General features: G+C 61.4%; 23 protein-coding genes and 1 pseudogene. 16 read left to right on the plus strand and 8 right to left on the minus strand.

Annotation, left to right across the window (positions count from 1 at the left end):
- Positions 1-43: 43 nt before the first annotated feature.
- Positions 44-526 carry a GNAT family N-acetyltransferase gene (locus JLDANKMP_RS08595; protein WP_076739361.1) on the minus strand — a complete coding sequence of 161 codons (483 nt, stop codon included), beginning with the start codon at positions 524-526 and terminating at the stop codon, positions 44-46.
- A gap of 330 nt (positions 527-856) precedes the next feature.
- Here JLDANKMP_RS08595 and JLDANKMP_RS08600 point away from each other — a divergent pair, with 330 nt between their 5' ends.
- The 7 genes from JLDANKMP_RS08600 (at position 857) to JLDANKMP_RS08630 (ending at position 7,788) form a co-directional block, all read left to right on the plus strand.
- Positions 857-1,168: a hypothetical protein gene (locus JLDANKMP_RS08600; protein ID WP_076739351.1), complete on the plus strand. Its 312-nt coding sequence runs from the start codon at positions 857-859 to the stop codon at positions 1,166-1,168.
- 2 nt (positions 1,169-1,170) lie between these two features.
- Positions 1,171-1,671 (plus strand): hypothetical protein, encoded by a 501-nt coding sequence (locus tag JLDANKMP_RS08605; RefSeq protein ID WP_076739352.1) that lies wholly within the window; start codon positions 1,171-1,173, stop codon positions 1,669-1,671.
- A 470-nt stretch (positions 1,672-2,141) separates the two neighbouring features.
- Entirely contained in the window at positions 2,142-2,642 is a 501-nt protein-coding gene (locus tag JLDANKMP_RS08610) for a spore coat protein U domain-containing protein (RefSeq protein ID WP_076739353.1), read from the plus strand.
- 129 nt (positions 2,643-2,771) lie between these two features.
- Entirely contained in the window at positions 2,772-3,431 is a 660-nt protein-coding gene (locus JLDANKMP_RS08615; RefSeq protein WP_099539938.1) for a fimbria/pilus periplasmic chaperone, read from the plus strand.
- Positions 3,432-3,455: 24 nt separating this feature from the next.
- Positions 3,456-5,630: a fimbria/pilus outer membrane usher protein gene (locus tag JLDANKMP_RS08620; RefSeq protein WP_158229330.1), complete on the plus strand. Its 2,175-nt coding sequence runs from the start codon at positions 3,456-3,458 to the stop codon at positions 5,628-5,630.
- A 242-nt stretch (positions 5,631-5,872) separates the two neighbouring features.
- Positions 5,873-6,943 (plus strand): Shedu anti-phage system protein SduA domain-containing protein, encoded by a 1,071-nt coding sequence (locus JLDANKMP_RS08625; RefSeq protein ID WP_076739357.1) that lies wholly within the window; start codon positions 5,873-5,875, stop codon positions 6,941-6,943.
- An 86-nt stretch (positions 6,944-7,029) separates the two neighbouring features.
- The gene (locus JLDANKMP_RS08630) at positions 7,030-7,788 is read left to right on the plus strand and encodes an abortive infection family protein (RefSeq protein ID WP_099539936.1); all 759 of its coding nucleotides are present in this window, start codon (positions 7,030-7,032) and stop codon (positions 7,786-7,788) included.
- Between the two features lie 506 nt (positions 7,789-8,294).
- Here the strand turns inward: JLDANKMP_RS08630 and JLDANKMP_RS08640 are convergent.
- Together JLDANKMP_RS08640 and JLDANKMP_RS08645 are read right to left on the minus strand one after the other, a co-directional pair.
- On the minus strand, positions 8,295-8,867 hold the full coding sequence (locus tag JLDANKMP_RS08640; RefSeq protein ID WP_006375657.1) for a hypothetical protein: 573 nt from the start codon (positions 8,865-8,867) through the stop codon (positions 8,295-8,297).
- 25 nt (positions 8,868-8,892) lie between these two features.
- On the minus strand, positions 8,893-9,174 hold the full coding sequence (locus tag JLDANKMP_RS08645) for an ankyrin repeat domain-containing protein (RefSeq protein ID WP_032971158.1): 282 nt from the start codon (positions 9,172-9,174) through the stop codon (positions 8,893-8,895).
- 183 nt (positions 9,175-9,357) lie between these two features.
- Between JLDANKMP_RS08645 and JLDANKMP_RS08650 the strand changes: the two genes are divergently transcribed.
- Both JLDANKMP_RS08650 and JLDANKMP_RS08655 read left to right on the plus strand, forming a co-directional pair.
- A complete protein-coding gene (locus tag JLDANKMP_RS08650; RefSeq protein ID WP_158229329.1) occupies positions 9,358-10,056 on the plus strand; it encodes an ankyrin repeat domain-containing protein in 699 nt (232 codons plus the stop codon).
- Between the two features lie 10 nt (positions 10,057-10,066).
- Positions 10,067-10,666 carry a relaxase domain-containing protein gene (locus JLDANKMP_RS08655; protein WP_076739359.1) on the plus strand — a complete coding sequence of 200 codons (600 nt, stop codon included), beginning with the start codon at positions 10,067-10,069 and terminating at the stop codon, positions 10,664-10,666.
- 290 nt (positions 10,667-10,956) lie between these two features.
- Here the strand turns inward: JLDANKMP_RS08655 and JLDANKMP_RS08660 are convergent, their stop codons facing one another.
- Positions 10,957-11,331: an HNH endonuclease gene (locus tag JLDANKMP_RS08660; RefSeq protein WP_076739360.1), complete on the minus strand. Its 375-nt coding sequence runs from the start codon at positions 11,329-11,331 to the stop codon at positions 10,957-10,959.
- 222 nt (positions 11,332-11,553) lie between these two features.
- On the opposite strand from JLDANKMP_RS08660, the gene JLDANKMP_RS08665 reads away from it, so the two are divergent.
- From JLDANKMP_RS08665 to JLDANKMP_RS08690, 6 genes are all read left to right on the plus strand, one after another.
- A complete protein-coding gene (locus tag JLDANKMP_RS08665) occupies positions 11,554-12,072 on the plus strand; it encodes an H-NS family nucleoid-associated regulatory protein (protein WP_032971149.1) in 519 nt (172 codons plus the stop codon).
- A 2-nt stretch (positions 12,073-12,074) separates the two neighbouring features.
- On the plus strand, positions 12,075-12,452 hold the full coding sequence (locus tag JLDANKMP_RS08670) for a hypothetical protein (protein ID WP_006375651.1): 378 nt from the start codon (positions 12,075-12,077) through the stop codon (positions 12,450-12,452).
- A gap of 1,184 nt (positions 12,453-13,636) precedes the next feature.
- The gene (locus tag JLDANKMP_RS08675) at positions 13,637-14,071 is read left to right on the plus strand and encodes a BLUF domain-containing protein (protein WP_006375649.1); all 435 of its coding nucleotides are present in this window, start codon (positions 13,637-13,639) and stop codon (positions 14,069-14,071) included.
- Between the two features lie 93 nt (positions 14,072-14,164).
- Positions 14,165-14,440 carry a hypothetical protein gene (locus JLDANKMP_RS08680; RefSeq protein WP_032971143.1) on the plus strand — a complete coding sequence of 92 codons (276 nt, stop codon included), beginning with the start codon at positions 14,165-14,167 and terminating at the stop codon, positions 14,438-14,440.
- Between the two features lie 61 nt (positions 14,441-14,501).
- Positions 14,502-14,975 (plus strand): BLUF domain-containing protein, encoded by a 474-nt coding sequence (locus JLDANKMP_RS08685; protein ID WP_006375647.1) that lies wholly within the window; start codon positions 14,502-14,504, stop codon positions 14,973-14,975.
- 183 nt (positions 14,976-15,158) lie between these two features.
- A complete protein-coding gene (locus JLDANKMP_RS08690) occupies positions 15,159-15,542 on the plus strand; it encodes a response regulator (RefSeq protein WP_032971140.1) in 384 nt (127 codons plus the stop codon).
- A gap of 96 nt (positions 15,543-15,638) precedes the next feature.
- Here the strand turns inward: JLDANKMP_RS08690 and JLDANKMP_RS08695 are convergent, their stop codons facing one another.
- Positions 15,639-15,848: a hypothetical protein gene (locus JLDANKMP_RS08695; RefSeq protein WP_139338727.1), complete on the minus strand. Its 210-nt coding sequence runs from the start codon at positions 15,846-15,848 to the stop codon at positions 15,639-15,641.
- Positions 15,849-15,995: 147 nt separating this feature from the next.
- Here JLDANKMP_RS08695 and JLDANKMP_RS22405 point away from each other — a divergent pair.
- Positions 15,996-18,225 (plus strand): annotated as a pseudogene (locus tag JLDANKMP_RS22405) (methyl-accepting chemotaxis protein).
- Between the two features lie 212 nt (positions 18,226-18,437).
- On the opposite strand, the gene JLDANKMP_RS08715 reads toward JLDANKMP_RS22405, so the two are convergent.
- The 3 genes from JLDANKMP_RS08715 to JLDANKMP_RS08725 form a co-directional block, all read right to left on the minus strand.
- A complete protein-coding gene (locus tag JLDANKMP_RS08715) occupies positions 18,438-18,716 on the minus strand; it encodes a hypothetical protein (protein WP_125892001.1) in 279 nt (92 codons plus the stop codon).
- Positions 18,717-18,755: 39 nt separating this feature from the next.
- The gene (locus JLDANKMP_RS08720; protein ID WP_032971135.1) at positions 18,756-18,989 is read right to left on the minus strand and encodes a hypothetical protein; all 234 of its coding nucleotides are present in this window, start codon (positions 18,987-18,989) and stop codon (positions 18,756-18,758) included.
- Positions 18,990-19,106: 117 nt separating this feature from the next.
- Complete coding sequence (locus tag JLDANKMP_RS08725) at positions 19,107-19,583, minus strand: chemotaxis protein CheW (protein ID WP_046272126.1); 477 nt, start codon at positions 19,581-19,583, stop codon at positions 19,107-19,109.
- Positions 19,584-19,858 lie beyond the last annotated feature (275 nt).

Below are 19,858 nucleotides of genomic sequence, written 5' to 3' on the forward strand. Positions count from 1 at the left end.
CCTTGCTGTATGTAGGGTCCAAAGTAGGCGCGGCCGTCGCCGTCTACTTGCCGGTTGGGAACAGTTTTGCGTAGCGAAGAGCGGGCTCGTCCGAATGGTTATCCACGATTGGCTCAGGTTCGCCGCCCAGAACCTCTTGGGCCACGTTCTGCGAAGCGGGGTTGTTCACGCTCACCACCGCTTCGATGTAGAAGGGCGGATGCCCGCGAAAGCCGTTTTGGAGCTCTGCAATGCCCGCCGCAAGGATGGCTTTGGCGCGCCCCTGGTTTTGATAACGCTCGGGAACCGCGTAGCCAACCGCTAGGTTTGCATGGCCTTCAAAGGTTCCATTGGGAACGAAATTGGCAAAAGCCGTGACGGTCTTCCCGTCCATCTGAACGTAAGTGAATCGCGGCTTGCCTTGGAGGTGATCCACGTGCAGGTAGACCGTTGGATCGATGCGGCCCCGCTCCAGCCGAAGGCCGCCCGCAGCCAGGGCTTCTTGGAAAGAGATTAGGGCTTGATTGGGATCGGCCATGTTGGACATAGGGGCCTTCGTGAGAGGACAGGTCGTCCCATCGTCGCTGTTCCGACCGAAGCTCTCAAGTTCCCGATGGCTGGCCCACTTGGGAGCAAAGGCCAGTGCCGGAAGCCGCCGCCGGTCGCTGCGCGCCGGCATATGAAGAAGCATCCGCATGGATGGAAAGCACAAACGCCTTCGGCGCGAAAAACGATGAGGTGGAAAACTGCGGCCTTCGCTTCGCACTTTTTGTGTCTAGTCAAATTATTGTCCACTCGTGGTGTGGACAAAATGCCGTGGCGATCTACCTTGAATCTATAGGTAGGCAATACCGCCGACCAAGCCAAGAGGTGTCACATGAGCACAGCCGTCACAACCAACGAAGCCGCGATGACCGAGTTGGGGTTGAACCCCGGTTTGATTGAAGATTATGCAGCGGTCTCCTTGGAGCCCGTGAGCTTTGAAGAAGAGGACCGCCTGGGCTGGGCGACCACTTGGAGTGCGGTTCATGCCGTCGAGCTCCACAACGGCGGGAAGGTCTACGTTAACGGCCGATCCTTCCACGTCACCCAAGCCAAGCCCGGCTACAAGCATTTGCTCAGGTGCTGGCGAGAGGAGCAGGGTCGGCGCGCAGAACTGGCTTACTGGAAAGCGCGGGGAGGGCACTGACCTTGGCTCCTTTTCTCACCCAGGCCAAAGATGCGCCGGTTGTGATGGGTGACTCGATCCCCCGGATGAACGGACATTGGGGGGAGGGAGAGCTCGGAAAGAGTGAGAGGGCAACCGTGCTTCACGGCATCCATTTCATCAGTCCCTCGGTGGGTGGCCCGCTATTCAACACGGTGTGGCTTCCCACGCTGGCCGACTTGCGGGTGCTGCTCGCTGACGCCGACCTCTGCAAGGCAGCCGAAACAGAGGTGAGCGCGTTCATTGACACGTTCGTGGACCCGTTGCCCCCTGAGCTCGACGAGGTCATTCACCAGCCATCGATAAAACAGATTTCCAGCTTGCCGGATGATTGCGGGATCGGCGTGGGCGTTTTTGTGACCGACGCTTTTGCGTTCGTCCTTCAGCGCATGATTCAGGAGGCAATGGCTCAGCACCGTGCGCGTGAGTTGGATGGGGCATGGCAACAGTCAGCCACCGCAGGTGGCAAACGTCCCAGGCTCTGACCGCTGGCTCAATGGGCCTTACCTGGCCCACTTTAGCCCATCCGGATCTACCCAGCCCAGTTCGGGGGCAGTCCACCCGAACCCGTATCCGGCGAGGTCCGCTGGTCAATCAAGAGGAGACAAGCCATGAAAAATTGTCACAACGTTCAACAAAAGGATGGGGAGTTTTCAGCCGGTCATTCTTGGATACGCTCCTTTATGAGGCCCTTTCGTATTGGGTCTGGAGTCGACTGGGAAGCCGCTACTAAAGAGGCGGTAGCGAAAGTCGTTAAGACCGACGAGTGGAGGGCATTCCTAGATGAGCGAGGCGCGTCAGATAAAAGTCCTTCTATCACCGAAGACTAACGAGACAAAGGCGGCCAGGTAGCAAGGGGCCCCCTTGCGCGTTTTTAGATTCGAGGTATCGGTAAGGGGATGGCCCATTAAGGGCTACTCATCCCCACTCAATCCCTCTCAAGGAAACGATACCCATGACACGCAAGACCTTCTTTCGCGCCCTGCTGCCCATCGCCCTGGCCTCGCTGGCGGTGCCCGCCTTCGCCGCCGACACCACCGCAGACCTGACGATTCAGGGCACCCTGACCAACACCTGCAACCTGTCCGTTTCTCCGGTCACGGACATGGATTGGTCGGGCACTTCTGACAACTCCACCCGAACCTCTGCGTTGAGCATCGTGTGCAACCAGGGAACCACTTACTCCATTTCCCCAGGACAGGGACAGAACTTCGGAGCGTTGGCGGGTTACGAGACCTACCGCGCCGTGAGCAACGGTTCGGGTGCCTTCATTCCGTATGGGTTGTTCAAGGACATTCCCGGCACCCAGGCATGGGGCGATGATGCCGATGCGTTCGCGGGCACGGGTAACGGTGCTGTGCAAACCCACGAATTCGCGTTGAAGTTCTTCGCCCTCAAGCAGGCCGTGGGTGGCAACTACACCGATACGGTCACCGTCACCGCCACTTACAACTGATCCCCATCGGTTGTCCCGAAGCCCCCGGTTCGCGCTGGGGGCTTTTTGTTGTCGAAAAGATGAGTAGGTATGGGTTGACGTAATAGCATTCCGATCTAGCTTGAAAGGAGACCCCCCAAAGGAGATCCCATGACCCATTCCCAACGCTCCCTGGCCGCGGTCGCTGCGTCCTTGCTGTCCTTTTCGGCGTCCGCCGGTTCCATCTCCGTCGGCCCCACCACCCTGATGGCCGATACCTCGGCCAAGCACGTCGCCGTGACGCTGCACAACAGCGGCGACGCGTCGGTGCGTTACCAGGTGAAAGCCGTGGGGTGGGATCAGGCCACAGGGCAGAACGTGTTTTCACCCACCACGGAGATCGTGGGGGCGCCCACCTTCGTGGACGTGCCACCCCAATCCAAGCGCACCGCCCGATTGATGCGGGTGGGCGCACTGGGCGAGCGGCGCTACTACCGCGTGCTGCTGATGCAGCTCAAAGACCCCAACGCCCAGGGCGTCCAGTTGCTGGTCAACCAGGACCTGCCTGTGGCCTTTGAAGCTGCCAACGCGCCCGTCCCCCAGGTGACCGTCCACGCGGTGCCCAATGGATACCGCTTGACGAATCACGGGCAGACCGCGGCCCGCGTGTCGTCCATCGGCCCTACCGGTGGGAAGCCGTGGCGCGAGGGTGCATTGGGCTGGACACTGCCGGGGGCCTCGATGACTTACGAGACCCAACCCGACCAGCGCGCCGAGGTGCTTTCGATCACCGTCAACAACCAGCCCGTCACGGTCCCCGTGGGGCGGTGATCCATGCGTGGCCGGGCCTTGGCCGTGTTGTTGCTGGCTGCATCGTCGGCCAGCGCTGCGGTGCCCGACGGCGTGGCCCCCGCGTTCCTGGTGCCGGTCATCGGCGGCAAGGCCAAGGCGGATCCGCTCACGTTCTGGCAGCAAGGCGGTCAGTGGTTCGCCGAGCCGGCCACGTGGCGCGAGGTCGGGCTCCAACTTCCCCCGGGTCAAACGGAGGCGATGAGCGCCCAAGCGTTGGGTGTGGGCTTTGCTGTGGACGAGGCCACCGCGACGGTAGCCCTGGAGCTGCCGGCCGATCGGCTCAAGGCCCAACGCGTGGCCCGTGATCGCACCGAGCGCGGACCCATCGCGCCACCCGCTCCCGGGGTGCTGGTGAACTACAGCGTGGCCGGCATGGCCTCCGAGCAACAGCAGGCGCTCTCGTTGGGCCACGAGGTCCGCAAGGCGGGGCGTTGGGGCGTGATCAGCACCAGCGGGCAGGTCAACACCGACGCGTCGGGCACCGGCTACGTTCGCGGCGTGACGCGCTGGCAGAAAGACGATCCCAACCGCTTGGTGACTTACCAGGCCGGCGATGTGTTCGCCGGTCCCTCGTCCTCTCCGGTCAACCTGGGAGGGGTGCGCGTGGCCAAGGACCCGCGGGCGTTGGACCCGTTGACGCCCACGTATCCGGTCCCGATGCTCGGCGGCGTGGCGCTCGATCCGGCCACGGTCGAAGTCCTGGCCAACCGCGCCCGCGTGCTGCAAGGCCGGGTGGGGAGAGGGCCGTTCACGGCCGATGGCAGCGCCTTGGGCACCGGTGCGCAGCAAACCCAAGTGGTGGTGCGAGACCCTTACGGCCGCGAAACCGTGGTGAACGATCAGCGCTTCTACGTCGCCCCCACGTTGCTCCGCCAAGGGCTCACCACCTGGGAGGTCGCGGCCGGCCGGGTGCGCCAAGGGGAGAGCGATTACGGGACCTTGGGCGCGACCGGGTCGGTGGCTTGGGGCCTCAACGACCGGTGGACCCTGCACGGCACCGCCCAAACCTCAGCGGACGGGAAGGCCAGCGTGGCGTTGGGGGCCACGACGGTGCTTGGGACCTACGGCACGCTGGACATGGAACTAGGCACCTCCACGCAAGGCGGCCAACGCCAGGCCTTGGCCTACGACTACCGCGGCCCGAGGTTTGGCGTGCGCCTGGAGCACGAGCGCCAACAGGACTACTGGCGCCTGCGCGCGCCCGGTGCGCTGGACGTGGAACAGCGCACCCGGGGCTCGGTCTTCTGGCGGCCCACGCCCCAGTGGTCCCTTCGGGCCAGCTATTCGAACGTGCGCACGCCACGCTTTCGCACCGCCTACGCCGACGCCGGGCTGACCTGGCGTGGCGACGGGCACACCGTGGCCGTCTCCGCGTTGCGCGATCTGGAGCGCAAGGAAACCCGGGTGGAGGTGGGCTACAGCTACGATTTCGGCCGGGGCAAGGGCGTGAGCGTTAGGGCCCGGCAAGCCCCGGATGCCACGGCCTGGGCCGTCCAAGGACGCGCCCGCCCCACGGTCTTTGGAACCCCGGTGGGCTTGTCCTTGTCGGTAGACGAGGGAGCGGCTGGCCAGACGGCCCGGGCCAACGCCAACTGGACCACCCGGGCAGGGTGGGCTCAGATCAACGCCGAGCACGGGCCCAGCGGCACCTGGACTTCCGGTTCGATGGCCGGTGCCGTTCACCTGGACCGCCAGGGCGTGACGTTCCTAGGTCCGGCCGAATCCTTCGCCGTGGTGGACGTGCCCGGCCAAGCCGGGGTGCCGGTGAGGGTGGGCGGCCGATTGGTGGGGAAGACCAACGCCCAGGGCCGCCTGGTGGTGGGCGAGGTGACCCCAATGGTGCCCACCGAGGTCCGCGTAGACGATCGGGCGCTGCCACTGGGCACCCAGTTGGCCGAGATCGAGCAAACCGCCACCGCGGGCCGCCAAGCCGGCATGCACCTCACCTTCCCGGTCCTGACCGAGACCGCACGCACCTTCCGCCTCACGGGCCCGGCCATCGAAGCGGGCACGGTGGCCAAGACAGCGACCGAGACCACCCAGGTGGGCTATGACGGGGTGCTCTACCTGGAGCAGCCGCGCCCCGGCCAGACGGTGGACGTGGAAGGGGTCTGCAAGGCCCAGCTGCCTGCGGACCTTGGGGCTGCGCAAACGGTGGCCGAGGTGGCTTGCCGCTGATGGGGAGAATCTTTGGAAACAGAGGCTTGCTATGTCGCAGGTGCTGCGAAAGTGGCCCTCTACCATGGGGCTGAACGATACTTGGGACAGATACAGGGCGGATAAGTGGATCGTGGACGATCTCCGGGCGACCAAGGGCAAGGGCTGCGGAATCCACCGGATGGCTGTGTTAAAGCAAGAGGCGGGAAATAGCGGCACCGAGCAATGGAAGGCGGCGATCGGGACATAGACGGGGAACAGACATGGAAAAGCCAAGGGAAGTCCAGAAAGTCGTCAGAAAGACGGCCAGCAGTGGCAAGGTGGACTACGCACCACCCGTGGTTCTCAACGAGACCAGCAAAAGCAAGCTGCAAGCGTTAGCTTGGTTCATCCCCCATAGCGATGGTCGAACCACTTTCTCGCTGAAGCTAGAAGGCTTGGTGAAGTCGAAAGGCCAGCCCTTTATCGAGGACAAGACCAAGACCCTGACGTTGTCGGAAACTTCGTCCCTCCAGCTACTTAAATACCTACAGACACATCTGCCCCTTGCCGCTCAGTCGGAAACGGGGGAGTTCATCTTGATTCGGGTGGCCAACGGCGAGGCCAACCTGACGGGCCATGATCCTCAAGAACTGGTGGGTGCCCTGACAAAGGTTCTATCGCAGTCAGAGTTGCTGGGTCATTTGTCCAGCACTGAACTCACGCATGAGCTAAGCACGGCGCTGCGTGGGTCAATCCGCTTGAGCGAGATGCGATCAGCGGTGGCCGAACTGCGCTCCAACCTCACCCGGGGAGAGGCGGTTGAACAGACTTACCAGGCCTGGTGCGAAAAGCACTGCTGGGCCTTTGGCAGCGCCTACGTGGTCCGGGATGAGGTTAGGGGCATTACCACCGGTGACAATCTCGATCTGATGTTGCCCAATGTCATTGCCGGCTATCGGGACATCGTCGAGCTCAAGCGACCGGACAAGGATGTGCTGCTCTACGATGCAGCCCACAAGAACCACTACTTCTCAGCGGACGTATCCCGTGCCATCGGGCAATGTCATCGCTACCTGGACCTCCTTCATGAGGCAGCCAGGCACGGTTTGCTGGACCACAAAGAAGTAGTCGCCTACCACCCGCGGGCCACCATCGTCATCGGGCGGTCCAATGAGTGGTCCGATGAGCAACAGCGTGCGCTCCACGGCCTCAATCAGCGCATGCACGGGATATCCGTGATGACCTACGATCACCTGCTGGCTCAAGGAGAGCGCCTGATTGAGATGATGAGCCCTAGCGATGGGGATGAAGATGCTGAGACATCAGCTGACGATGACGACATTCCTTGGTAAGTAGTCCCACCCCTCACACCAATAGTCTGGCCGCTATGTCTACGTTAGCTCCCCGGGAAAAACGAAAACTTGAAGATCTGTTCGGAATGAGCAGTGGTTACGTTCTCGACTTTTCGAACAGCACATTTGCTCGGTTCTTTGAAGAAGTGGTTTATCTGGACATCTACGGAGGGAAGTACAGCGAATATGGCTCGTCGAAAGCCAACCATCTGCGCAGCTTTTGGACCAAGGAAGACGATTTCCTGGTAGGTCGGGTAATTCTGGGGTTGCTAGAGCATTGCGGGGACACCGGTCACCCCGCCTTAGAGCGGCAGGCTCTGTTCAAGGAGTGCGAAGCTATAGGGACACGTCTGGCGCAAGCGAAGGCAGTGGCGGATATAGAGGCCATCGAAGGCGACTCGGAGGACTTCCAGAAGGTGGCTAAGGCCGCAAGGGAGTGCTTTGAGCGAAACGAGCCCGAACAAGGCCTGGACCGGTTACATACGTTTCTGGTCAAGTTTCTTCGGAAGCTATGCGAGGAGCACGGCATACCTAGGGACCGTTCGGTGCCGTTGGGCGGTCTGATGGGTGGATACGTGAAGCGCGTCAAGGAGGAAGGTCTCCTCAAATCCAAGATGGCGGAGCACATCCTAAATGGCGCGACTTCGATATTCGGCCAATACGACTACGTTCGGAACAATCACACGATGGCTCACGACAATCCAGTGCTCGCCTACGACGAGGCGCTGCTGATCGCTAGCAACGTTGCCAGCACTGTGCGATTCATCAAGGCGTGTGAGGAACGATGGCAGCTGGCGCGGCGGCAAGAAACGGTTCTCCCCGAGGATACTGACATCCCGTTTTAATTGCCTTCAGGCTTGCCATTGTGCCCGCACCACATGATTCCACCGGGTGGCATAGGCGGGAGACGAATTTTTCTGGTTCATGGCCCAGTTGGGGTAGTGCAACACCCCCGCGCATCCGGCGTGCAGCCGAGGCCATGCCTATGGGCCCCGCGCAGACTTCCCATTTGCCCGGTCCATGACCCCCATGAGCGCCTGAGCGCGCAAGTCGATGCCAGCGAGCAGGTTCCCTTGATGAAAGTCGACGTGAGTGAGGGAGTAACTCATTATCGAGGCCGAGGGCGAGAGTGGTGGTACTGCCAACGGTCGAGGTTATTCCCTGATGCCTGAACTTCTACATCCAGTCTCTCTACGACAAGCCGCCGGAGGCCAACGATGGGAAGCCGCTAAGCCTGCAGGTGTGTGGTCAAGGTGTGCTGGTGGAGCGCGTCTATCGTGCGACAAAGGAGGTGTTCCACTCCTGCAGTCGGTTCCCACGTTGCCCGCCGACCAAGGAAGACTGAAGTGGGTCAGGGCGCTTGAACGGGTCGGAGCAACTGGCGGTCGAGAAGATCCAACAGAGCATCCGCAACATCTGCGGCGGCCACCGCCCAATCGTTGTCTTCTCCGAAATACGTCTCCTCCAGCGGGTCTTCCTTGCCGCCATGGAAAAGGTTGTTTCTAACGCGTCGCATCGCAACGACCAAGGCTTCGGCGTCGTTATGGGGCAGGTTGACGGGCTGGTAGGTCGCCCGTGGTCGGCCCGTCTGGTCAAACTCAATGCGCTCCCTTTTCGGCCGATTGCGTGGTGGAGCAAGCAGCTTTCTCTGAGTGGGAAGGGGAACGAGTGCGACGAATGCTTGCCCCAAGCGCGCCACCGCTCGATCCACCTTGTTCCAGTCCACGTCTACCACGGGAACGGGGGCAGGTGCTGGCAAGGCGCTGAGACGCACATCGATCTCGAATGAGCCGATCTTGAACACCTTCCAGATGGGCGGTTTTGGGGTCTTGGTCTGAAAGAATTCGCTAGTCTGCTTAAGCTGGAACTCAAGCATTCCGAAGGCTTTCAATAGCCGATAGGCTTTGTCGGGTGATACGGGCATGGACTCATCTTAGTCCAGCTTCCTGCTACCACGCAGCCTCCCGCGGCCGCGCTTGCACGTGACGATACGCGACCAAGGTCTTGGCGCCCATGTTCCGGGCCTGGGCCAACTTCGTGCTCACCAACCGATCAGCTCCGCTGTCCAGCAACGCCCGAACCGTTGGTGCGTCAGCGGTCAGCAGGGCGACGTGGAACGGCGAGTAGCCACGGGCGTCGTGCGCGTTGGGTTGGGCCCCGCGCCCGATCGCCAGGTCCACCTGGGCGGGGTTGCGCTGTCGAATTGCAGCGAGTAAGTCGGTGTTGGCCATGCGTCCTCCTGACCCACTGATTTTCCGCTGTAGCGGAAACGCGCAAGGGGAGGGTGACAGTTTGGCAAACTGTCGTGCAACCCCAGCATTTTTTCGCTTTAGTCAGTAAAGCCCTCTGGACAGAATGTCCCTTTCTGCTTGCATGGATCTGAAGGGATACAAATGTATTCCATGGGGGCTGACATGAATTTCGTGGCAAGTATCAAAAAGGGTGTGCGGGGATGGTTAAAGAATTTGCGTGACCCACCAAATCTATTTCAAGAGCCGATCTGGAAGGTTCGCGTGGAGTTCCTTGTATTGACGCTGCTGTCTCCAATCCTGATCCCCCGCTATGTCATTGAGAAACGCATGGGTAAATGGAGGAGACATCGCCGGATGCCACCCATCTTTCAGCTATTCGAGCGCGAAGGAGGGTTCCAGCTGAGGGAGCTTGAGCAGTTGATTGCAGATGGCGCTGATGTGAACGCTCGGGAGCGAAAAGATGGAAAAACGCCACTTATTTTTGCTGTTATGCAGGACAGTCCATGGGAAGAAAATGGGCGAAGGTGGCTCGAGGTTTGTCGCGTGCTGCTCGAAGCTGGCGCAGATCCGGACGCGGATTACGACTGTGGCGAGATAAGGCGGTCACCAATCTATTTCGCCTATCTGGCGGGCAACGTGGAGCTGCTCGACCTGTTGTTGCAGGCAGGGGCCAATCCGCGTTCGAAGGCTTGGTTGCAGTTTGTCAATGCAGAGCCACGTCCCGATGCGTGGCTCGAACAGCAACGTCCGCAAATACGCGATCGCCTATGGAGATGGGAAACGGAACAAGAGGCCCTGCGTTTGGATGCGACTCTCCCTGGCGCAACGAAAGCCGTTCCGAATAGTAGGGCACGGTTATGAGGGTGATCCCATGAACCTGCAACTCACCTGCCTCTGCCGGGAGGACGTGTTCGCCGATGGGTTCGCCTTCGCAGAACTGCTGGAGGCGCCCTTGGCCGCGTTGCGCTGGGGTGGTGCGTGGTTGACCCAGTTGAAGCCCGGTGGGCCAGTGACCGAGGAGGCCATGCGGCGCTTCGCTATGGGCCAGGATTTCGATGGGCAGCCGCGGTTGTGGGAAGGCGAGGGCCACCACGCCCGGGCGGCGGGCTACCGCGTTTCGTTGCGCCTGCCAAAAGGGTTCGCCGCGCTGCTGGATACCGACGGCGAGGAGAGGGCACGGCTACAGGCTGCCCACCGCCATGCGGTTGACCAGGCGCTGTCGTCCCTGCCGTTCCAGCGTGATCACCGGGTGCTCTTCGTTGCATCCGATCGGTTGGAGGATGACTGGACGCACCACTGGTTGTTCGCCATCGCATGCGCACCGAACGGAAAGTGGGAACGGCTTGCGCTGAGCTTGCGGTTGGCGGCCAGCGAGGACGCTTATACCCACGCCATGGGGCCTTCATGGAAGCGTTGCTGGAGACCAAACGATTGGAGCGCTTCTTCCGCCCAGCCCCCGTGGGCCGACTGAGGCAGAGGCTGTGACGCTGACGTCCAAGCCTCCCTTGACGGCCGTGCTGCCGAAAGTGTCCCTTTCTTCAACCTTGCGCCAGGCATTGGCCGCACGCGCTAGAGCAGCCGGGGTGAGCGAGAGCGAAGCCGTGCGCCAATGGCTCACCGCCTACCTTGCGCGCCCCCCGCTGCTGCGCTCTCCCGTTGCCGGCCGCAGGGACGACCGCTTGCCGCCTATCCGGGCTTCCCGAGACCTGGCCGACCGCGCCCGCCACGAGGCGCAGCGGCAGCATGTGAGCGTGGCGGAACTCATCCGTCGGGTGGTTGCGTTCCACACGTTCTGAGGCGCAACTTGGCCACGCTCGGCGGGTGCCACTTCCCCTTCGCCAGGCGATTCTGCACGAAGGCGCGGTAAGCCTCGGGGGAGGGCGGCGATTTGCGTTTGTGCCGGCGTGTGTTGCAGAGCCAGCAGGCGGCAGCAATGTTGCCGGCCACGTCCTTTCCGCCCTCTTGCTGGGCCACCAGGTGCTCGGCGGTGCAGCGAAGCGGCGTGGCCGTTTTGGCGCGCAGGCCGAACGGCTTTAGTTCATCGGGAGAGGCGTTCCACATCGGCACGCTGCAATAGCAGCACCGGCCCTTCTGGGCGAGGAAAGCCTCGGTTCTCAACCGTTGGAGGTTGGGCATGCTTAGATCTCAAAAGACAGGAAAAACCATCCCGTCGTCGCTTGTGCGATCGAATCGGGACCTGTTGCCTTGAGCTAAGCAGGCAATACGCCGGGGGCATTTCCCCTCGCGGCAAGGGAGTTATCGCGCCCCAGGCTGGTGGGTGTCAAGATGGGGCCCATTCGGGTGGCCATGCCCGGAGCGATGGGCTATAACCGTTGGATTCCCGACCGGAGTGCTCCTTTGGCCCTGACTACCCTGAAATCCCTTAACGCCGAAATCAAACAGCTCGAAGCCCAGAAGAAGCTGGTGGAGAAGCGCGACGGCGAGGTGCCCAAAGCCCTGGCGGTCCTGCAGAAGTATGCGAAGGTCCTCAGTCCGGCCCAGCGGCGGCAGGTGGCCAAGCTCATCGGGGAAACGATCGACGCCAAGCCGGCGCGTGCCGCCAAGGCTGCCCCGGGACCCCGAAAGGGCCGCAAGCTTGGCAAGGTGGCGCCGAAGTATCGCCTCCCAACCGGTGAGACGTGGGCCGGTCGGGGTTTGGCCCCCAAGGTCTTCACCGCGTGGGCCAAGTCCACCGAGGGCAAGGCGTGGGCTCAGGCCAACCCCGGAGCGAAGTTCCCGTCGGCTGATGGGACGGTGAAGAAAGCTCCCGCCAGGGTGGCCAAGAAGACGGGCAAGCCGGTGAAGAAGGCCGCCCAGAAGGCCGTCAAGAAACTTGCGAAGAATGCCGTCGCCAAGAAGGCCAGCAAGAAGGCCTGATCATGCGCGGCCTGTTCCCCAAGAAGAAGAGCCGGCTCTCGCCCCAAGGCAAAGCCATTGCGGCCGCCCACGTGCTGCTGGACAGTGCCGAGGGCCGATTGGACGAGAAGGCCGCCGGCAGGCGCTTGCGCGAGGAAGTGGGCCTTCAATGGTCCTACCTGACCTGCATCCAATGCCTGTCAGGGCAAGAAGCCTTGGCGGCCATTGAATCGCTGCCCAAAGGGTGGCAGGACAACGGGCGCACCCAGGTGCACCTGTTGGGGGCTGCCGTCATGGCGGCGCACACGGGAGCCAACCTGCGTTCGGACGGCAGCTCGCTATGCGCCAGCTACTTGCGATCGCCACACGACTTTCACGCCACTGTCACGCGGTTGTGGTGATCTCACCCCAAGCGAACAGGAGATTGCTGAGCGCCAATGGCCCGGGCGCCTTGACTTGCTGCCAACCCGCGGGCCTGTAGGATCCCATCATGGAGCTACTTTTGCCTCTTGCTATGGTTATCTTGGCCTGCGCAACTGGTCTGGCGCTGCTCCAACTTGTAATCGCGCTCTTCAAGGCGCTGTCCTGCCGGGAATGGTTGCGCCGCAGGAGAGCGAAATGATACGTTCGTTTCGCCACGCCTGCCAGAGGACTCGCGCTTGGCACAGCCCCACAGCGACATCGATTTGGGCCGGAGTCCGCTATTCGTTGACGGGCGACACCGGCTATTTCAGGTCGCACGTGGATGGCGTTTGTCTCGCGTGCACCGGGGGGGGATGAATCGGCGGAGCAATGAGCGCTTCGGCTGAGCCTGGCGGGCCGCCAAAGGATTTAAGCCCTACACAGCCCGCTCGGTTTGTTTCGCTTACAGATCGGCCGTTTGTGGTGCGGTGAGCCCATCTACCCGGACGGCCGAAATGAAGGGCGGCGCGCAGGCGTTGCCCTCACCTCTGCCGCTGTCGGATACTGATCCTGTCCATCGTTCGTAGCTCGCAATTCGCGCCGCCCACGGAGCCACAAGAGGGGCGAATCGATCAATCAGGCCAACAACGAGCAGCCCGATGATACGTAGCAAGCTTGCTCACAGACGCGTTCTCGCCGAGGGCGGACCGATTCTGGTGTGGTTGACCTCGTTTAAAGATCATTACGTATTTACCGCCAGTGGCATCGGATTGTCTGGAAAATACGGTGTGGCGCTACGGCAGGACACGAAAGCAAGTCGGAGAGCCCTCGAAGCGCGCTTTGCGGGGTCGAAGTTTCACGAAGTGTTCGTGAGCGATGTGCCAGCTTCGGTGATCAGTGTCAACCGGTCTCTGACGTCGGCTGGGCCGCGAGACGGGATATTCTTCCTCTGCAACACAGAGGTCGTCCAAGCCGCGGTTCTCGCGCACCTCGGGGCCGTGATCCCTAGCGAGGTCATCGCTCTTGCAGCCAACTTGAGTCGGGGACGGGGCTAGCCATGGTGCACTCTTAAAGGTTCAGGAATAGCGCAACTGAAAACTGAAATTCAAGCTGGCCTGCGTTTTGTACACAGCTGATCCACGTTGGCCGGCTTGCACTGGTGCCGAGTGAAAGGTAGCCCGTAATGTCTAAGTGTGCGGTGGTGTTCGTAAGCGCGGCTGTGGAAGAGATCGGTGAGGAGCGCTTGCCCGAAGTCATGCGTGCAGGCCGAGAGTTCAATGCCAAGTGCGGCTCGCGTGCAGTTGTATGCTTCGACGGCAGCAGGTTTTTAACATATTTGGAAGGCACAGCGAGTGCGGTGGCTGCGAGCTCCGTTTACACCCAGTCCTTCACCCTGCATACCGAAATCGTTGAGCTGGCGCGGGGATCCATCCAGCAGTTGCGGTTCCCTGCGCATGCATTGCTCTTCCTGCGGATTTCAGAAGCCGAGCTCAAAGCACTGATGAGGTCGAACTGGGTGAATTTCTCCCAACGCTTCGGAGGGAAATTCATCCCAGAAACGGGGATGGAGCGGCTTGCCGCATTGGTCGGCAATCGTCTCGATGACGTTCCGCAGTGATGGGTAACGGATTTCCTCTGTAGGCCGCCCGATTCACGTTGCACAGTGGAAGCAGGGGAGTCATGAATTTGAGGCATTCGACAGGGGCATGCCATGCGGTTGGAATTTACTCACAGCCACATCTACCCAGGGGCCACCGCGTCCCTGACAGGCGAGCAGGCTGAACTGGGCGAGAGAGCCACCTGCTTGGTCGAGCTCAGTGACGGCGTGGTCCTCTCGACCAGCTGTCTGATTCAAGGGGGGGAGATCATGCTATTCATGCCGGACTACCTGACCGCCCGTGGGGCAAAGATTCCGGCGAAGGACTGGGTGCTGCGGAAGGATCTGGAAACAGGCGCCTGGAAGGCAAAATCAAAGGTTGCCGTGTAGCACTTGTTGCTCTTCCCGACCCGTCAGGTTGTTGGGTCTGAAGCAATCTTAGGAGCGTGTCATGCCAAACCGTGCGGTGGTTTTTGTGAGTGAGGCCAGCCCCTACCTTAGCCTTGGGCGGCTGGTTGAGTTGATAGCCGACGCGGAGCGGTTCAACAGACAGGCCGGCGTGACCGGGGTGACCTTGTACGACGGGGCCCGGTTCCTGTCCTACCTGGAGGGTCCACCGGATGGCCTTCGCGTTGCCTACGCCAGGGCATCCGAAGCGCGCAGCCACCTGAACTTCATCGAGTTGGCACGCGGGCGTGTCTCGCAACGTCGGCTGCCGCGGTGGCCTATGCGGCTGTTTTTGGCCAAGGAGGGCCAGCTGCAGAGCATCGCGATGGCAGACTGGGCCAGCTTCTCTCAGCGGGGCGATGCGGACGCAATGAATGCAACGGCGATGGATCTCCTTGTGCGCTTCACGGGAGGGCCGTCTGCCTCAGTCTACGTGGGGCCCCTCTCGAAACCACTCAGCGAAGGGGAGGCGAAATGAACATCGTGGCGACTGGTCTGTCACCCGGCGGAAGGATGCTGGGAGCTCCTCTCGCGCTCCCGATGAAGCGTTGGCAAAGCTGAGCAGATTCCGTCTGCCGAAAGCAGAAGTCGTCCCAACTAGCTTGAACCAGCTGCTGACCGTGTGGAAAATTTGACCCGACCTTGTGGAACGGCAATCCACATGAACGTTCTCTTCGTGGACATTGAAACCTCCATCTGTGAGGTGGTTGGAGTCGAACTAAGAGAGCTCGGCTATGACGTCGAATGCTTGGAATTCAGCTCAGGAGCCTTGCGCGCAGCGCAAGCGGGGCACGTCGACGTCGTCATTCTGGATGTGCCCGCCAGCCCTGACGCCCGGCGCAGTGCATACAAGTTGGCAGACGAACTTCGGCGCGATGGCATCGCTGTCTTCTTTACCTCCACGCTTCATCCGAACGATGTGATCAGCCGGCACCGGGATCGGGGTGTTTTGTCCAAGCCCTACGGCGTCAAACAGATCGCTTCCTGGATCGAGGCGCTTGGCAAAGATTGCAGAGGCGAACCGGCAGGCGCGCACGTGCGCTAGCTGACTGGCAACATGCATCCGCCCTTTGGAGTGCATTGGACCGCAAGCCTTCCTCTTTACAGTGGATACGCTGGAAGCGAACGTCGCTGCTGCCCATCAATGCGCGCTACTTGCATCATCAGAAGCACTGTCGTTCAGCACCGTCACTTTCAAGACGGCGACCAGATCGTTGTCCTGCAGACAGCGTTCAAGAACTGGCTCCTGAATACGTCGTTCGCCATTGGATTTCCCGACTCCAGCAATCGGCCGCTTTCTGATCGAGCGGAGCAGGCCAAGCGCGCTGTTGGCCACGGCGAGCGAGATCAAAGGCCACAGTTACCAGGAGGCCTTCGTCAGGTCTCCTTTCGCCGCGCTTATCTCCATTCATAGCGCGTTGAGTGCTTCAAGCCACGGCGACGCCGTGTTCTTCCTGTGCGCCGAAGAAGCCACGTCGGAAGCATCTCCAAAAAACTGATGCTGGCATTCGCCATAACGACCAGCATGACCTTGGCGTTGGGCATCTTCACTATTGTCCGCGCGTCACATTCGAAGCAGGAGTTGTCCAGGATTGAGTCCGTCTGGGCGCCTGGCAGCTATGCCATCGGAGAGATGCGTGCGCAGTTCGGCGATCTCCGCATCTACGAAACCTCCCAGGTCAGCGAAGCCACTTCCGCTGAGGCCGTCAAGCAATACGAACAGCGGATCGTGGCGGGCAAGGCCAAGATCAACGAGCTGGTGAAGCAATACCTGCGGTCCTTCGCCGATGGCGAAGATGCCGCGTTGTTCAAGCCGGTCAGCGCTGCGTTGAGCGATTACTTTGTCATCCACGATCAGCTTCACGCTGCGCTCCTCGCTGGCGATGCCGAGGCCGCGCAGACGATCTCGGTGACAGAATCCAGGGCAAAGCGCGTGGCGCTGTTCGACGCCATGGAGAAAGTCAGCGAATACAACCTTCGCGGCATGAAGGCTGAACTCGCAACCAACGCAGCAAGCCTCAACAACCTGATGTCGATCACAGGCTTGGTCTTGGCGGTGCTGTACTTGGTCGCAAGCGTGCTGGGGTGGGCGATCAGCCGTTCGGTCACCCGGCCCATTGGTGAGGCGTTGCCCGCTATCCGCAGCGTGGCCAATGGCGACCTCAACGTGCGAACCGACTACCAGAGCCGCGATGAGGCGCGCCAGATGCTGCTCTCCCTCCGTCAAATGGTTGCCACCTTGGAGCGTTTTTCGAACGACACCAAGGTCATGGTCAAGCTTCACGAGGCCGAAGACATCTCGCACCGGATTCCGGAGGACCTGCCCGGTGTCTACGGCGAGCTGGCCAAGGGCATGAACACAATGGTGTTCGAGCACCTTGAGGCCATCCTGGATGCCATCCAAGTGCTCAACGAGTATGCGGCCGGTGACCTGCGGCGTGACGCGCGACGCCTGCCCGGCTCCCGGGCGTGCTCCACGAATCGATGGACGCTGCCAAAGCAAGTCTGCTGGCGATCAACACGGAGATCAAGCGGTTGGCAGTGTCGGCTGCCGACGGCGACTTCTCCGCCCGCGGTAACACGTCTGCGTTCCAGCACGACTTTGAATTGATGGTTTCGGACCTCAACCGTCTGATGGAGACAGCTGACCACAGCCTCAGCGCCGTCTCCACCTTGCTTCAGGCCATTGCCTCTGGCGACTTGACCCACCGCATGGAAGGCGACTTCCGCGGCGTCTTTGCGACGATGAGCGAAGACGCTAACGCGACCGTGGCTCAGCTGACCGATATCGTCTCCCGCATCCAGCAGGCATCCACGGCAATCAATACCGCGTCGACGGAAATTGCCGCGGGCAATGGCGACTTGTCGCGACGCACCGAACAACAAGCGGCCAACTTGGAAGAGACGGCGGCGTCCATGGAGGAGCTTACCTCCACCGTGCGCCAAAACGCCGAGCATGCACGCCAGGCCAGCGAGTTGGCCAGAGTGGGGCCTCGCGCGTGGCCGGGCAGGGCGGTGGAGTGGTCGGGAAAGTAGTGGAGACGATGGGGGGTATCGAAGCCTCGTCGCGCCGCATCGGGGACATCATCTCCGTGATCGATGGCATTGCTTTCCAGACCAACATCCTCGCACTCAATGCGGCCGTGGAGGCGGCTCGAGCCGGGGACCAGGGTCGAGGGTTCGCCGTGGTGGCCTCCGAGGTGCGCACGTTGGCACAGTGCTCTGCCTCTGCAGCCAAGGAGATCAAGGGGCTAATCGAGGACTCTGTGGCCAAGGTCGCTCAAGGATCGGCGCTGGTTGACCAGGCTGGCCAGACGATGTCTGAGATTGTCAGCTCGGTTGAGCGCGTGTCCAACGTCATTGGTGAGATATCTGCCGCCTCTCAGGAGCAGGCGTCGGGCATCGAGCAAGTGAACCAGGCTGTTTCTCAGATGGACGAAACGACCCAGCAGAACGCCGCGTTGGTGGAAGAAGCGACCGCCGCTGCCCGATCCATGGAAGACCAGTCGGTACAGCTGGCAACCGCCGTCGCGGTCTTCAAGGTGAATGAACGCGCGCAGGGAAAGACGCCAGCCACGGCCAGTGCAAGCTTGACCAAGCCAGGTGCTGTGGACGGCTCCCGCCTTTCTCAAACCGCCTACGCGGGCAAGCCAACCCCGCCGAAGGCATTGCCAGCTCGTCCCGCACGGCAGGTATCTGCGGACGCAGCGCACTGGCAGGAGTTCTAACCGCCCTTCCAAGGCCAGTGCGAACGCATGGTCGCTCGCAGGGCATGGTTGACCGAAGTTGCCGCTGAAGTCACCGTGGGTGAGGCCGCCTGGATGGCGGCCTCAGACCCGCAAGCGCGCCGAAAGCTCGGCGCCTTGCGCCGTGAGGCGGCGAGGCGGCAATGGCATTGGCCGAGGTTACGGCCGCCCGATGGCCGCTCCGCTTTGGCAGTTCAGCGGCTCGGAGACGGGGGAATGCCAGCCAATGGTTCCCTCAGGATGCCCAGCCATGGCTCGACGATCTCCTCGAACGCGAAGACATGGTCCCGGTGCTGGTCCATCCCTTGGAGGTAGTGCCGAATGCTGCGCTCAAACTCGTCTGCGACGTTGGCGTTGCCGGCGTTCGTGCGAAGCAGGAGCACTGTGGCCGCTTCCAGCGCCGCAACACGTATATGCATGCGATTCATTGCTTCTTGAAGACGCAAAAATGCGTCCCTGACCTCGTCGTTCACCAAGCCCTCCGCGAGCAGGCACATCAACACAGAAGAGGATCAGTGGCTGCTGCTTGAGCCCGGGATCGTCAGGCGAGCACGGTTGGCGGCGATCAAAAGGGCATTGCCAGTTCGCTCCGCTTGCGTCGGAGTCATCGTCGAGCCGCACATGGTCGAGTCACCGGCCGCGTTGCGAACTTGGTAAAGCCCGAGTGCAACCACTGCTGTTTCGGCGTCAATGCCGACTTCAAACCTGTCCAGTGGGAACCACGTTGCTCCGTCGAATTTCTCCATCGAGCGCCTCATGCACGGAATCGCGGTGTCAGCCAGAGATTACCGCAAAGCGTGGAACTTGGAACGCGCGCGAATCGGTTGCAACTGAAAGCGGCAGCACCGTGCAGCATTGGGCAATCAACCTGAATCGATCTCCAGCCGTTGCTGAATGGATAGGGCACGACCAGGGTCAATGACGGCGACGCGTTTGCCGTTTCCCAGCTGCACGCCCTGCGGGCAGAGCTCAGCGAATCGGTCGCTGTGAGCGGCAGGCTCGGCACGCCAGGCAGACAGGCTCTCGATGACCAAGACTTCGTCCACTGCAAGGGCGAACAGCTGAACCGCGGATTGAACCAACAGCATTGCTGGACAACCCGTCCCGACTGCATCGCCTCCGGTGATCAAGCCCAGATCAACCACAGGGACGTCTTGCCCTCTGATCGAGACTACAAACTGGCGGTCCCGGGTTCGGGTCAGCGTCTCTGGTCCGCGTATTTCCACGGCCGACTCGACATCCACACCGAACAAATCGCAGCCCACACGCACAATCACCAGCTCCAGCAATGGCTCTGATGAGGCCTGCAGAAATGGATCATAAGGCAGGGGAACGGTCATGGTTTCTGTGGGCAAAGACCAAAGGGCGATCGCATCATGCCCTTAATGTGTCCACCGTGGCAATTCATGCCCTAAGAAATCCGAGGCGTTCAGATTGGCAGGCCAAGGGCCTCACTCTGACAAGACCTGCCCGTCGTCCGAAGACGATGGGTTAGCGGTGGCTGTAGCGTTCGTGCCGGCCATTCGCTTCATGAACTCTTCCAACCTCATCCGGCTCACCGCTTGGTGGTTCTGGCAGTGTGGGCACACCATCACACCGGCGCCTTCCAAGTCCG

The sequence above is a fragment of the Stenotrophomonas sp. PE591 genome, from assembly GCF_018320795.1.
Classification (GTDB): Bacteria; Pseudomonadota; Gammaproteobacteria; order Xanthomonadales; family Xanthomonadaceae; genus Stenotrophomonas; species Stenotrophomonas maltophilia.